At 68.0% G+C, this 14,227-nt stretch carries 13 protein-coding genes; 8 read left to right on the top strand and 5 right to left on the bottom strand.

The genetic code is table 11. The features are described 5' to 3' along the window. Positions 1–18 precede the first annotated feature (18 nt). Both KA383_11430 and KA383_11425 read left to right on the top strand, forming a co-directional pair. Positions 19–825: a TatD family hydrolase gene (locus KA383_11430; GenBank protein ID MBP7746731.1), complete on the top strand. Its 807-nt coding sequence runs from the start codon at positions 19–21 to the stop codon at positions 823–825. Then, the gene (locus KA383_11425) at positions 822–1,760 is read left to right on the top strand and encodes an SDR family oxidoreductase (protein ID MBP7746730.1); all 939 of its coding nucleotides are present in this window, start codon (positions 822–824) and stop codon (positions 1,758–1,760) included. Before KA383_11430 ends, KA383_11425 begins: the two co-directional genes overlap by 4 nt. Before the next feature lie 233 nt (positions 1,761–1,993). On the opposite strand, the gene KA383_11420 is transcribed toward KA383_11425, so the two are convergent. The 5 genes from KA383_11420 to KA383_11400 form a co-directional block, all read right to left on the bottom strand. Next, positions 1,994–2,455, bottom strand: coding sequence for a hypothetical protein (locus tag KA383_11420; GenBank protein ID MBP7746729.1), 462 nt, complete (start codon positions 2,453–2,455; stop codon positions 1,994–1,996). Positions 2,456–2,508: 53 nt separating this feature from the next. Continuing rightward, positions 2,509–2,973: a hypothetical protein gene (locus KA383_11415; protein ID MBP7746728.1), complete on the bottom strand. Its 465-nt coding sequence runs from the start codon at positions 2,971–2,973 to the stop codon at positions 2,509–2,511. A 569-nt stretch (positions 2,974–3,542) separates the two neighbouring features. After that, entirely contained in the window at positions 3,543–4,718 is a 1,176-nt protein-coding gene (locus KA383_11410; GenBank protein ID MBP7746727.1) for a Gfo/Idh/MocA family oxidoreductase, read from the bottom strand. A gap of 13 nt (positions 4,719–4,731) precedes the next feature. Next, positions 4,732–5,985 carry an insulinase family protein gene (locus KA383_11405; GenBank protein ID MBP7746726.1) on the bottom strand — a complete coding sequence of 418 codons (1,254 nt, stop codon included), beginning with the start codon at positions 5,983–5,985 and terminating at the stop codon, positions 4,732–4,734. Beyond that, on the bottom strand, positions 5,985–7,583 hold the full coding sequence (locus KA383_11400; GenBank protein MBP7746725.1) for a phosphomannomutase/phosphoglucomutase: 1,599 nt from the start codon (positions 7,581–7,583) through the stop codon (positions 5,985–5,987). Before KA383_11400 ends, KA383_11405 begins: the two co-directional genes overlap by 1 nt. 166 nt (positions 7,584–7,749) lie before the next feature. Here KA383_11400 and KA383_11395 point away from each other — a divergent pair, with 166 nt between their 5' ends. The 6 genes from KA383_11395 to KA383_11370 all read left to right on the top strand — a co-directional run bounded on the left by KA383_11395 (position 7,750) and on the right by KA383_11370 (position 14,175). Continuing rightward, positions 7,750–8,856: a hypothetical protein gene (locus KA383_11395; protein ID MBP7746724.1), complete on the top strand. Its 1,107-nt coding sequence runs from the start codon at positions 7,750–7,752 to the stop codon at positions 8,854–8,856. A gap of 73 nt (positions 8,857–8,929) precedes the next feature. Beyond that, positions 8,930–9,532, top strand: a complete 603-nt coding sequence (locus KA383_11390) for a hypothetical protein (protein ID MBP7746723.1) — start codon at positions 8,930–8,932, stop codon at positions 9,530–9,532. Further along, positions 9,508–10,335, top strand: coding sequence for a hypothetical protein (locus tag KA383_11385; GenBank protein ID MBP7746722.1), 828 nt, complete (start codon positions 9,508–9,510; stop codon positions 10,333–10,335). The genes KA383_11390 and KA383_11385 overlap by 25 nt, the downstream gene beginning before the upstream one ends. After that, positions 10,325–11,428, top strand: a complete 1,104-nt coding sequence (locus KA383_11380) for an amidohydrolase family protein (GenBank protein ID MBP7746721.1) — start codon at positions 10,325–10,327, stop codon at positions 11,426–11,428. The genes KA383_11385 and KA383_11380 overlap by 11 nt, the downstream gene beginning before the upstream one ends. 63 nt (positions 11,429–11,491) lie before the next feature. Further along, positions 11,492–12,682, top strand: coding sequence for a PLP-dependent transferase (locus KA383_11375; protein ID MBP7746720.1), 1,191 nt, complete (start codon positions 11,492–11,494; stop codon positions 12,680–12,682). A 5-nt stretch (positions 12,683–12,687) separates the two neighbouring features. After that, positions 12,688–14,175 (top strand): adenylosuccinate lyase, encoded by a 1,488-nt coding sequence (locus tag KA383_11370; protein MBP7746719.1) that lies wholly within the window; start codon positions 12,688–12,690, stop codon positions 14,173–14,175. Positions 14,176–14,227 lie beyond the last annotated feature (52 nt).

The raw sequence follows: 14,227 nt of genomic DNA, 5'->3' as shown, positions 1-14,227 counted from the left end.
CGCCGGTAACGGACCCGTATGCTGATTGACACGCACTGCCATCTGACGAGTCCCGGCTTGGTCGAGCAGGTCGACGTGGTGCTCGCGCGGGCGGCGGAGGCGGGGGTCAAGCGGCTGATCCTGGTCGGGGTCAACGTGGCCGACGCACAGGCGGCAGCGGTTTTGCTTGCGAACCGGCCGGCGTTGTACCTCGTGGCGGGCATTCATCCGCACGAAGCCGGTCGGTGCGATGCGGATTCCTGGACCGCTCTGACGAATCTGTTACGCGGCGCGCGATTGCCCGCGGACGTATGCGCGCGCATCGTCGGAGTAGGTGAGACCGGTCTGGACTGGCACTACGACTTTGCGCCGCGGGCGCGCCAGGAGGAGGTCTTCGAGGCCCACCTCGCCCTGGCGGTTGCGCTGCAGCTTCCGATCGTCATTCATGCCCGCGAATCCGAGGCCCGCGTGTGCGAGATCCTCGCCGGCCATCCGCAATTGGCGGACCGCGTCGTCTGGCACTGCTTCTCGGCGGGCACGGACATCGCGCGGCGGGCGCTGGACCTGGGCGGCCACTTCTCCTTCACTGGAGTGGTTACATTCAAGAACGCGAACACGATCCGGGAAGCGGCGAGTTATGTGCCGCTGGAGCGGTTGATGCTTGAGACCGACGCGCCGTACCTGTCGCCGGAGCCGCTGCGCAAGGTGCGGCCCAACGAGCCGGCGCTGCTGGTGCACACGGCGCGACGGCTGGCCGAGTTGCGCGGCGTGGACTTTGAGACGCTGGCGGCGGCGACGACCGCCACGGCGGTGCGGTTCTTCAGGTTGCCAGAGGTTAGACCATGAGCAAGTGCTTGGTGACGGGCGGCGCGGGGTTCATCGGCAGTCACATCGTCCGTGCGCTGCTGGAGCGCGGGCGGCAGGTGCGCGTGCTGGACAATCTCAGCACGGGCAAACGCGCCAACCTGGCGGAGATCGCCGGGCAGATCGAGCTGCTCGAAGGTGACATCTGCGACGTGCCGACGGTGGAGCGCGCCATGCGCGACGTGGAAGTGGTCTTCCATCTGGCCGCGCGCGCCAGTGTGCCGCGCAGCGTCGAGCATCCGCGGCCGGCCAACGAGATCAACGTCACCGGCACGCTGAACCTGCTGATCGCGGCCCGTGACGCCGGCGCCCGCCGGTTCGTCTATTCGGCGAGCAGCAGTGCGTACGGCGACACGCCGACCATGCCCAAGATCGAGACCATGCGCCCAGCGCCGCTGAGCCCCTATGCTGTCAGCAAGCTCGCGGCGGAGCACTACTGCGCGTGCTGGTCGCACGTGTATGGCCTGCAGACGGCTTGCCTGCGCTATTTCAACGTCTTCGGCCCGCGGCAGGATCCTAAGGGCGACTACGCCGCGGTGATTCCGGCCTTCGTGTCGCGCATGCTGCGCGGCGAGCGGCCGATCATCTTCGGCGACGGCGAGCAATCGCGCGACTTCTGTTTCGTGGCCAACGTGGTGCACGCCAACCTGCTGGCGTCGGAAGCACCCGAAGTGCATGGCGAAGTGATGAACATCGCCTGCGGCCAGAGCACGACGCTCAACCAGATCGTCGCGGACATCAACAAGCTGCTCGGCACCAACCTGGCGCCGGAGTACCGCGAACCGCGCCGCGGCGACGTCCGCCACAGTCTCGCCGCCCTGGACGCGGCCAAGCGCGTGATCGGCTATGAGCCGCAGGTCTTCTTCTCCGACGGTCTGCGGCGGTCGATCGAGTGGTACAAGGCAAACCTGGCGTAGGCGGCAACGCCGGACCGCGTGCAGCGAGTTCATTTCCAATCCGAGCCCGAAGCGCCAGCGAGGGCCGTAGGGTGGGCATCGCCCACCGACCAGAACCCCGAGCGCCCGCGAGCGGGTCTCGCACAGCGCAATTCGGTGCGTGGGATGATGGGAACGTGGGCACGGACGCCGCGTGGTCCGAGTCGCGAACGGCAGTGAGCGAACCTCTGGAGCGTCGCCCCGCGTCATGTGATTCAGGCCGTCGGCTTCGCATCATCCGGCACAGTCGGAGTCGCCGTCCCGCACTCCGGACACCGCCCGCTGACGTTGCCCGTCAGGTCATACCCGCAGCCCGTGCAGTGCCCCGGCACGATCCGTTTGGGTTTTAGTGCCCAGGCCGCCGCTGCGAAGAACAGCAAGAGCAACCAGAGTGGCACGTCGAAAGCGTACCAGTCCATGCCCGGAAGCGTCAGGCCCATGCGTCGCCAGGGTGTGGCGTCGGGATCATTCCGCTTCGCCGCCGCTTCCCATGTCGGTCCGATTGGCCGTAGCCAGGCGCAGAACCCGACGCTCGGCTCGCCCGGGTGCCGATGATGAACGACTGTGACGCGCCCATGCCCGAGCGCACACCAGGCGCCCGTATCACCGTACCCGATGACCCAGCTCCATGAAAACGCCCAGGCGGCGAGCACGATGACGACCATCGTCCGCGCCATCCAGAGTATCGCACTCCCGTTTTGGCGGCCACGTTTCGCCATCGCAGGTGATTTCACTCCGCCGTACCGATGCCGGTCGCCGCCCCGCACTCCGGGCACCGCCCACTGACGTTACCGGTAAGGTCGTAGCCACACTTGCGGCAGTGCCCGACCGGCACGCGGCGGCGGTCGCGAAACCAGAGGAACGCGCTCAGGACTAGCGCCGTGAGCAGGAGCAACCAAAGCGGAATCACGACGTAGGTACGCGTCAGATCGGGGTCGAGTTGGGGCCAGACGAACCCGTATGACGTGATGTCGTTCCACGGGAGACCGCGAAGGCCGAATTGCCACCCGACGGAGTGTATGGAGGTAGCATACCAGGTGAGCACGAGTTTGCCCCCCCACACAACCAGCGCCCGATAGCCAAAGCTGTACGAGAATGGCGCGGCAACGCTGGCGGTCCATAGGGCCAGAATCAGCACACAGCCGCCCGTGCACAGCCACTTGAGTACGCGTCGCCACCTGATCCGCCCGGCCATGTTGCGCATTCTAACCGCCGGGTCGAGTAGTCGCCGCGGCGCTCGACGCGTTCGCTCACTCCCGTTCCCGGCGCGGACCACGCGCCACCGCCTGTTCCCACGTGCCCACCTTCCCACGTTCCCACGCACAGCGCCCCGTCCCCACCTCCCACGCCCTTTGTCACGTTATCACCTTATCACCGCTTTCCCCGCCAGAATCCAGCAATCCCGGTATTCTCCGCGCCCTCCGCGCCCTCCGCGCCTTCTGCGGCTATCTTGTCAATGGAGGGTTGTATGTCCCACGTGCCCGCACGCTGCGCCGCTGCCGCTCACATTGTCACTTTGTTACTTGTGGACCTTGTTACGCCGTTTCTCTCGCTGACAGCTCCGGCGGCGCGAATCCCCCTCCGGCTGAACGCTGACTGCCGACCGCTGACAGCTTCAATGTCCCAATAACGAAGGGTGCCAATTAGGCCGCGCAAAAAAGAAACCGCTTGGACCACGCAGCGCGGCCCCACTCGCTGGCGCTCGGGGCTCCGATCCGGTGGGCGATGCCCACCCTACAGCTGACGGCTCAGGCGTCGGCTCTACTACAGATTCACCCAGGCCCCGTCCTTCTCGTGGCTCTTCACTGCCGCCTCGATGAACGCGATGCCCATCCGGCCATCCGCGACGTTCGCGTACTTGCTGCCGTCACAATTGAACGGCCGCTTGTCCTGGTACGCCCGCACGTCCTGCTCGAAGCACCGGTGCAGCCGGGCGAACGCGTCGTGGAACGCCTCCGGATGCCCCGACGGAATGTTCGGCTCCGCCATCAGGTCCGCCGGCAGGTCCTTCAGGAACCCGTCATTCGCCGCCACGGCCCCGCGCCAGTACACGCGGTCCGGCTGGTTCGGCAGGCGGATGATGAGCTGCTCCGGCTCCTCCTGCCCCCACACGAGCGAGCCCTTCGTGCCGTTCACTTCGATGCCAAGGTCGTTCTTATGGCCAATGGCGATCTGCGACGCGCGGACCATGGCGCGACCGCCGTTGCTGAGTTCGCAATACGCCGTGAAGTGGTCATCGAGCTTGCGGCCGGCGACGAATGTTTCCAGCCGGGCGCTGAGCCGCTTTACATCGAGCCCGGTGACGTACCGCAGTTGCATGAGCGCGTGCGTGCCGATGTCACCGCCGCAGCAACTGGCCCCGGCGCGCTTCGGATCGACGCGCCACTCGGCCTGCATGACGCCCTGGTCCTCGGCGCGGCCGGCGAGCCAGCCCTGGAGGTAGTACGCGTCCACCCAGCGGACCTCGCCGAGCAGCCCGCTGCGAACGATGAACCGCGCGAGGCGGCTGGTCCAATGGCCGAGGTACGTGTGGGCGACGCCGAACGGGATTTTGTGCTGCTTCACGGCGGCAACGAGCTTGTCCGCCTCGTCCAGCGTGACGGTCAGCGGCTTCTCGCAGAACACCGGGATGCCGGCGGCGAGGCACTTCATGGCGGGGTCGAAGTGGACGAAGTTCGGCGTGACGATCAGGGCGTAGTCGATCCGCTCGCCGAGCGGCTTGCGCGCCTCGGTGGAGATCAGCTCGTCATAGCTGGGATAGCCGCGCAGCGGGTACGGCCAGTTCTCGGCCTCGCGCAGGGCGATCTTCGGATCGGGGTGCAGTGCGGCGGCGACGACGCGGCGTGTGCCGTCGAAGTGAATCGCGCGCTGGTGGGGGTGGACGATGAAGGCCCCGGCGCCGCCGCCGATCAGGCCGACGTTCAAAGGTCGATTAGCCATGGGTGCATTCCTCTCACGCTAGAGCGCGCGGCCCCAGGGTCGCGACGCATAGTTGATCCAGCGGCAGCCCGCGGGCATACGCGCGGACCTGCGCGACATTCACGGCCCGCAGCGCCGCCAATCGGGCCTCGCGCCCGACCGGCCGGCCAAAGTGAAACAGGTCATCGCTCAAGTCACCGACGCGGGCGCGCGTCAGGTCGTCCTCGGTCTCGTACTGGGCGATCAGGCTGTCGCGGGCGCGTTCGGTCTCGATGGTGTCGAGGTCCTCGCCGACGCGCCGCAGCTCGCGCAGCAGCGTGTCGAAGGTCTGGTGGCAGCGTTCGGGCGTGGTGCTGGCGCCGAGGTGCAGCACGCCCTTGCCGCGCGGCTGCTCGTGCCAGGCGCCGACCCAGTAGACCAGGCCCTGCTTCTCGCGCACCTCCGTGAAGAGCCGACCGCTCATGCCGCCGGCCAGCACGCCCAGCAGGACCTGCTCGACCGCGAATTCCTCCGCGTCGCGCGGGAGCCCCGGCAGGGTGATGCCGATGTACTGCTGCTCGAGCTCCTTGTGTCGATGCTCGCGCGCGGGCTTGAACTCGAAATCCGCCGGCGCGCGGCCAGCCAGGTCCGCGGAGCCGAAACCCGCGAAGCACTGGTCCACCTGCCGGGCGAGTTGCTGCGCCTGAATTGGCCCCGCCGCCGCCACCTGGAGCCGCCCGGCGTGATAGACGCGCTGCCAATGGGCGCGCATCGCCTCCGGCGTCACGCGCGGCAACGACTCGAGCGTGCCATCCGTGTGCCGACCGAACACCGGCCCGTACGTCAATCGCTGGATCATATCGCGCAGCAGCTCCTGCGGCTCGTCCTCCATCTGCCGCAATTCCTGCTGCGCGAGCTCGACCGCTACGCGGCAGGCCTCGTCGGGGAAGGTCGGATGCCGGAGCAGCTCCGCGACGAGCTCGACGATGTCCGGGACGAATTCCGGCAGGCAGAGCACACGCACCAGCATGGACTGCCGGCCGCTGACGGATGCCCATTGCGCCCCGCGCTGATCGAAAGCGTCCGCCAGCGCCTGGCCGTCATACTTGCGCGTGCCCTTGGAAAGGGTGCGTTCGACCGCCGCGCCGATGCCGGCCAACTCGGCCGGCTCATCGATGACGCCGGACAGCATGCGGAAGCAGAGGGCGACGGTGTTGCGCTGGGGGAGTACGTCGGCGCCGAATTCGACGCCGCTGGGCAGCACGTCATGGAAGAAGCCCGCGTGCAATGCCGCGGTCGCGCGGGCCATTAGTGTGCCACCGCCTTGCCGAGCAGCGGCGTCAGTTCGGCGAGCTTGTCCTCCAGCAGGCGGTCGTTGGCCGCTTCCATGTTTAGGCGCAGCAGCGGTTCGGTGTTCGACGCGCGGATGTTGAACCACCAGTCCTTGTATTGCACGGTCACGCCGTCGAGGTGGTCGATCTCGGCGTCCTTGTATTTCTCGCTGATCCGCCGCAGCGTGCCGTCCTTGTCGTCGTTTTCGAAGTTGCGTTCGCCGCTGCTGGCGTAGATGTTGAGCGGCTCGATCAGCTCGGCCAGCGACTTGCCGCTGCGGGTGAGGACGTTCACGAGGGCGATGAAGGCCATCATGCCCGAGTCGCAGAAGAAGAAATCGCGGAAGTAAAAGTGGCCACTGAGCTCGCCGCCGAACACGGCGTTGGTCTCGGCCAAGCTGCGCTTCATGAACACGTGGCCGACGCGCTCGCGGCGGGGCGTGCCGCCGGACTTCTGGATCACTTCCGGCACGACTCGGCTGGAGCGCAGATCGTAGACCACGGTGGAGCCGGGGCGTTCGCGCAGGTATTCGACAGCGAGCAGGGCGGTGACCAGGTCCGGACGCACCATGTGAGCGTCGCCGTCGACGAACACGCAGCGATCGGCGTCGCCGTCGAAGCAGGCCCCAAAGTCGGCGTGGTTGTCGCGCACGGCGGCCTGGAGCTGCTGGAGGTTCGCTGGCACGAGCGGGTTCGGCGGGTGCACGAATTCCCCGTCGTGATCGAAGTTGAGCGGGATGATCGTCAGGTTCGGCGCGCCGTTGAAGATGATCGGGAACCAGCGGCCGGCCATGCCGTTGGAGGCGTCGATGACGACTTTCAGCGGCCGCGGCGTGCGCATGAACTTGCGGAGGTAGTTCCGGTAGGGCTCCGACAGGTCGAGCGTGCGGATGGGGATCGTCTCGGGCACGTCGTGCCGTGAAATTGCGCGGGCGATGCGCTCGATCTCCTTGAGGCCGGTCTCGGCGCCGATCGGCTTGCCCTTGGCGCCACAGATCTTGAAGCCGTTATAGTTGGCCGGGTTGTGGCTGGCAGTGGTCTGCACACCGCCGCAGCAGGGCATGTAGTTCGTCGCGAAATAGATTTGCGATGTGTCGATGAGGCCGATGTCGACGACGGGGGTGCCGACGGCGGCGGCGCCTTCCATGAACGCGTGGCACAGCTTGCGGCTGTGCTTGCGCATGTCGCGGCCGACGATCAGCGTGTTCATCTTGGAATCGCTGCGATTGTAGCCGGTGAGGGTCGTGCGCAGCAGTTGGGCAGTCGCGTTGCCGATGCGCCAGGCCACGTCCTCGTTCAGCGGGTCGGGCACCGTGGCGCGCACGTCATAGGCTTTGAACACCTTTTCGATCATGTCTCGCTTTTCCATTTCCAGAACGGCGCGCGGGGGTGGCCGGACCCCGGCGGGGCCGGAGGGGGCGTAGTATGGCGTCTGGCCGCGCTCGTCGTCATTGAACTGGCACCCGGGGCACTTGCGGAAATTGGCCCGACGTCGGCCCAGGCAGATCGCCTCGGAAATCCGGATGTGTTCCTCACCCGGGCAGAACCGCTGCTTATCATCCGACTCGTTCGGCACGATGCGCACTCCCGAGTTGCTCAGACGCGGATGCTAGCAGACGGCGGCGGAATCGGCTACCCTCGGCGGTGTGGCCCGCGGTGCCTCGGAGTACACGTTGGCTGGTGGAACGCCGGTGCCACGGGTGCGGTGCCACAGGCGCGGGGTCACGGAGGTTCGGCTGTTCATGGCCGCACAATTCGGGATCGTCTTGCCGCTCTGGAGTTATGCGGCCGACCGGGGTGCGTTGCTGGAGCGCGCCGCGGGCGAGATCGGGCTCGAGCACGTCACAGTGCCGGTCGTGACGGGACCGCAGACGCACTTTCGCGTGGGGACCGCGCCGGAGCAGCCGCACTTCGAGACGGCCGGCGGCTGGCATTTCCCCCACGCGGCCAAGGCGTATGCGGCGGTGGGCATCCGGCCGGTGCGGGCGTCGTGGTTTGCGGGGGCGGACGTGCTGGGCCGGCTGCGTGAGCATGCGCAGCGCCTGAACCTGAAGCTCGTCATGCGGCTCGACCTGCGCGGCGCGGCGGTGCTGCTGGAACAGGCGAGCCACCTGCTGCAGCGGAACGCCTGGGGGCAGGAAGTCACCGCGGCGGGTGGCTGTGCCTCGCAGCCTGACCTGCGCGAGCTGGTCCGGGCAACGCTGGACGATCTGCACCGCTACGAACCGGCTGCCTGGGAGCTGGCCGACTGGGTGCCCGATCTGCCGATGGATCGCGCGCTCCCTCGTCCGCTGCGCTGGCAGCCGGCCGCGCGCCGCCTGGTGGACACGTGCTTCTGCTCCGCCTGCCGGCAGGTTGCCGCCCGCGCCGGGGTCGCTCCCGACCAGGCGGCGCGCAGTGTGCGCGTCCAGGTCGAACGCGCGCTCGCGGGGACGCCGGCCCTGACCGAAGATGACCCGCTGGTCGCTGATTACCTGGCGGTCCGGGTGGCGGATTGCGGCGACTGGCTCGCACGCCTCGCGCAGACCGACCCGTTGCTGCAAGTCGTGTTTCCCGCCGACGAGCCGTTTCCGTACCGGGACCGCGTCGGCGTTCGTCCGCTGCTGCGTGTCGTGCGGCGGACGCAGCGCGCGGAAGAGGGCCTCGCGCCCGTCCAGGCCGACGACGGCCTGTCGCTCGCTGTCTGGCAGCCGCTGTTTGACGAGCCGGCTGACCTCGTGCGGACCGTCGCGGAGGGCGTCCGCCACGGCGTGCGGTGGTTCGACTTCGAGCAGGCCGATGAGGCGCCACGCGATGCCCTCACCGCGCTGAAACAGGCGGTGCGCTTCGCCCGGCGCGGCCAGCCCTAGCCCCGACCGTTCGCCAAATCACGGCGCTTGAGCTAGCATGAGGCTACAGTCCACAGCGTGGGAGTAGCGTGGTATGCCTCGAAGCACTTGGTGGCGTGTTCTGAGCCTGACGGCCATCGCCGTCGTGTGCGGGGTGACGGCGTGCGATCGGGGGTCGCCTTCCGGGAAGCGTCCGAGCAGCGCGCCGGCGCCGGCCGCGGTGGAACCGACATCGCCGAAGCCGGAGTATTACTTTGCCGCCGGGCTGGAGCGGGACTATCCGGACGTGGTGGCGTTCCTGCGGCAGTTCATGGAGACGTCGCTGGCCGGCGACTACGCGGGCTATCGGCGACTGGTGTCGCGGGCGACCGACCCGGAGAGCCGGGCCCGTTTCGAGCGCGTACTGAACTCGCTGCGCTCGCTGACGATTCAGGAGATCAAGGAAATCGACGCGGCGCACGTGCCCCAGCCGACGTATCTCGTGATCAGCCAGGTCGATTTTCTGCCGGAGCACAAGGTGGCGCTTCGCCGTGCCGACGAGGACCGGATTGCCATTCTCGTCTTCCCCGAGGAGGGAGAATTGCGGATGACGTTCGCGCCGGCCGAGATGCAACCGCTGGGCGACGCCGAGGCCCCCGTGACCGCCCCCGCGACGTCTCAACCGAGCTTTCCATGGGAGCAGGACGCCGACTACTAGCCGGGCTGCTGGGTGCCATGGTTGTAGGGGCGCTGGCAGCGCATGCAGCCGGGCAGACTCCAACGCCTGCGACGTTGCCTGCCGAGTGGGAGCTGCCCGCCGATGTACGCACGGCTCTCGGTGCCACGCAGGATTTCGCGTTCAACTTCGACCAGCCTGGGTTTTACGCCGTGCTGGATTTCGTGAAGCGCAGCCCGCGTTCGCCCGGCACGACCCAGAGGCCGCTCGATGTGTCGGATTGGCGCGACCTGCTCGAGCGCCCCGGCGAGTTTCGCGGCCGGCCCGTCACCGTCACCGGCGTTGTCGGACGGAACAAGGCGCCGTACACGTTGCCGGCGCGGCCCGAGCTTGGCCAGCTCTGGCAGCTTGAGCTGCAGCGCACCGACCAGCCGCTGACCTGCACGCTGATCCTGACCGAGAACGCGGCGGACATACCGCTCGGGGCGGCGCTGCGGGTGACTGGCTACTTCGTCATGACCCGCTCGTATCACGGCGCGTCCGGGCGTGTGCAACAGGCGGCGCTGATCATCGCGCCCGGGCCGACATCGATCGAACGCGCGGCGCCGCGTGTCGCCGCCGGTGCGCTTGATTGGCGCTGGCTTGTGGGCGCGATCGTCGTTGGGCTGGTCGTGACCATCGTCCTATTGCGCTGGACGCGCGGCCAGCGCCATGAATACGCTACGCCACACGCGCGCCATGAAGCGCCCATGAATCTGGCGGACGATCTCGCAGCCTGGGCCGAGTGCGAGGGGCCTGAGTCGTCCGCGGACGACGAGCCGCGCGGCCAGCGCCATGATCATTGACGTGCATTGTCATTACACCTTTCTCCGGCTGCGGCCCGTCGTGGCCGAGCGGTTCAGCTTCGAACCGGTGACTGCCGGTACGCCGGCGCGGCCGACCGACTACGATTCGTGCGTGTCGCCGCGGGCGCTGCACCGCGTCCCGTGGCGGCTGGCACGGCGGCTGCTGCGGTTCCCGACGGACGACGCCGCGGCGGACCGGCGCCTGGCGGCGGAGTACGCGGAGCAGCTCCAGTCGCCGGGGCCGATTGAGCGGTTCGTGTTGCTCGCGTTCGATGCGGTGCACGACGATGACGGGCGCTGCGTGCCGCTGCCGGGCCCTGGCGATACATTCGGGAGTGACATCTACACGTCGAACAGCCTGATTCGGGACGTATGTCGGCGGCATCCCGACCGCTTCCTGTTCGGGGCGTCCGTACACCCGTACCGACCGAACGCGGTCGCGTGCGTGGAAGAGGTCTTCGCGGCGGGGGCCAGCCTGCTGAAGTGGCTGCCACTGCATCACAACATCGATGTGACCGACCCGCGTAGCGTGGCGGTGCTACGGCGCTGTGCGGCCCTCGGCCTGCCGGTGCTGGTGCATTACAACGAGGAGTTCACGCTCAAAACGCAGCGGCCCGCATATCGCGGCATCGGCCCCCTGTTGGACACGCTGCGCAGCTTCCGTCGGACGGGTGAGATGCCTTGTACGATCGTCGCTCACGCGGCGACACCGGTACAGCCGTGGGGTGATCGTGACTCGCACCGGGCATTACTGGCGGCGCTCGCGGGCGAGTTTGCCGACGCGCCGCTGTATGCGGACATCGCGGCCCTCACCACTTGGACCAAGGTGGGTTACCTCCGGCGATTGGCGCGGCGGCAGAATCTGCACGCGAAGCTGCTGTTCGGCACGGACTTCCCGGTGCCGCCGCTGCTGCACCGCTTGCGCCGTGACCTGGGCGGCGACTACCGGCGGATCGCGGCGATCCGCTCGTGGCCGCAGCGGGCGGCGACGACGTGTCGGCGGCTTGGATTCAACGAGATCGTGTTTCATCGCGCTGCCGAGTTGCTGCCGCACGTGGATTACTTCTCCGCCGCCGCAACCCGGCCGGCTTGACCCCCGGGTGCAAAACGGGGAATGTCTTGGCAGGCCCCGGTGGGGCGACAAGGAGTGTAGTGCTTGAGTGCGAGTGACCAGGAGCGCGACCCGCGCGCGGCAGGGGGATTCGAGACGTTGTGTGCCCATTTCGGCGAGCCGCGGCCGGACCAGCGCGGCGCGGCGTCGCCGCCGATCTACCAGACTTCGACGTTCGTGTATCCCGACGCGGAGTCGTTCGACCGGCGTGATCAGCCGGACACGCCGTTCTATGACTACACGCGCCGCAGCAACCCGACGACGGCGGTGTTCGAGGCGAAGCTGGCGCGGCTGGAGCATGGGAACTGGGCGCGGGCGTTCGCGTCGGGCATGGGCGCGATCACCGCGGCGATCAATCTGCGCCTGACAACCGACGCTCACGTTGTGGTCGTGTCTGACTGCTACCAGCCGACGCGCCGTTATCTGGCCGAGTACCTCAGCCGCTTCAACGTGTCGGTGACGTTCGTGCCCGGCACGAACCCGGACGACTTCGCGGCGGCCCTGCGCGACGAGACGCAGTTGATCTATCTCGAGAGCCCGACGACGGGGCGCTTCGACGTAATCGATCTGGCGCCGATCGTGGCGGCGGCCCGGCAGCGCGGCATTCTGACGATGCTGGACAACTCGTGGTCCACGCCGTATTTCCAGTGCCCGCTCGATCTCGGTGTCGACCTCGTGGTGCACAGCGCGACCAAGTTCATCGGTGGGCACAGCGACACGCTGGGCGGGGTGGTAGTGGGACGCGACGACGCGCTGGGCCGCAAGCTGTGCTGCGAGGCGGAGAATCTCGGTGCGTCGATCGACCCGTTTGCGGCGTGGCTGCTGGTCCGCGGGCTGCGCACGCTAGCCGTCCGCATGGAGCAGCACCAGCGCAGCGGGCTGGCGCTGGCGCGGATGCTGGCGGCGCACCCGGCGGTGCAACGCGTCTATCACCCCGGCCTGGAGTCGTACGCGAACTACGCCGTCGGACGACGCCAGATGCGCGGCTACTCCGGGCTGTTCAGCTTCGCCCTGCGCGACCAGTCGCAGGCCGCCGCGCACCGGTTCATGAACCGCCTGCGCATCTTCAGCATCGGGTGCAGTTGGGGCGGGTATGAAAGCCTGGTGGTGGGCGGACTGAGCAGCACGCTGTTCGCCGCCAACGCCGGGGAGCCCGCCTGGATCATCCGTCTGCACGCTGGTCTGGAATCGACCGACGATCTGCTCAATGACGTGCGCCACGCCCTGGAGGATTGACCGCCATGCCGCCGATCCGCCGCAAGCCGCACTTGGTATCGCATCCGCAGCACGCGCGCCGGAAGTCCGGCCCGCACGAGGACTTCGAGCACCCGCTGGCGGCGCGCTATGCGTCGGCGGAGATGCTGCGCCTGTGGAGCCCGCAGTCGCGCTGCGGGACGTGGCGGCGGATCTGGGTTGCGCTGGCGCGGGCAGAGCACGAGCTGGGTCTGCCGGTGACGGCCAAGCAGGTCCGGGCGCTGGAGCGGGCTGTCGACGACATCGATTTTCATGCGGCCCAGCAGTATGAGCGCCGGCTGCGGCACGATGTCATGGCGCATATTCACGCCTTTGGCGACGCGGCCCCGGTCGCACGCGGCATCATTCACCTCGGCGCCACGAGCATGGATATCGTGGATAACGCGGACCTGCTGCTCATGCGGCAGGCGCTTGATCTGATTGTCAGTCGGCTGGTCGGTGTGGTGGCGGTACTGGCGAAGTTTGCGGACGAATATGCCGATCTGCCGACGCTGGGCTTCACACACTTGCAGCCAGCCCAGCTCACGACGGTCGGCAAGCGGGCGTGCTTGTGGCTGGCGGACCTCGTGGCGGATGTGGAGCGCTGCGCCGCGCTGCGGGATGGCCTGCAATGCCGCGGGCTGCGCGGGGCGACCGGCACGCAGGCTTCGTTCCTCAAACTGCTCGGCAGTCCCGCGAAGGTGGCGCGGCTCGAACGCTCGTTCGCCCGGCAACTCGGCTTCGACGCCTGCTATCCCGTAAGCGGGCAGACCTATTCACGCAAGATCGACGTGGAGGTTGTGTCCGCGCTGGCGTCGTTCGCGGCGAGCACGCACAAGATCTGCAACGATCTCCGCCTGCTGGCCATGCTGAAGGAGATCGAGGAGCCCTTCGAAGCGGACCAGGTTGGCAGCTCGGCGATGCCATACAAGCGCAATCCGATGCGCTGCGAACGGGCCACGGGACTGGCGCGCTACCTGCTCAGTCTCGCGACTTCGCCGCCGCAGACGCTCGCGGCCCAGATGCTCGAACGCACGCTGGACGATTCCAGCAACAAGCGGCTGGTTGTGCCGGAGGCGTTCCTCGCGGCCGACGCCCTGACGCTGCTGCTGCACAACATCTGCGATGGGCTGGTGGTGTACCCGGCCACGATCGCCGCCCGCCTCGCCGCCGAGCTGCCCTTCATCGCCAGTGAGGACATGCTCGTGGAGGCGACGGCCCGCGGCGGCGACCGCCAGGTATTGCATGAGCGGATCCGCCGGCACGCGCAGGCGGCCGCCCGGCAGGTCAAGCAGCATGGCCGGCCGAACGATCTGATCGAGCGCCTGCAGGGCGATCCCGCGTTCGCCCGCGTGAAGTGGGCGCGGGTGCTGGAGGCCCGGCGGTACGTTGGCTTGGCCCCGCAGCAAACACGGGAATTCCTGGCGCACACCGTACAGCCGCTCCTGAAGCGGCATCGCGCGCGGGCGACGCGCGCAGCGGAATTGCGGGTGTAATGCTTCATTGAGAGTGGCCCACAAGAGGGGTGGTACGGGCGTCCCGCCCGTC

The sequence above is a fragment of the Phycisphaerae bacterium genome, from assembly GCA_017999985.1.
In the GTDB taxonomy this organism is placed as follows: Bacteria; Planctomycetota; Phycisphaerae; order UBA1845; family Fen-1342; genus JAGNKU01.
The sequence above is the reverse complement of the archived record's forward strand: the minus strand, read 5'-3'. Positions and strand labels throughout refer to the sequence as shown.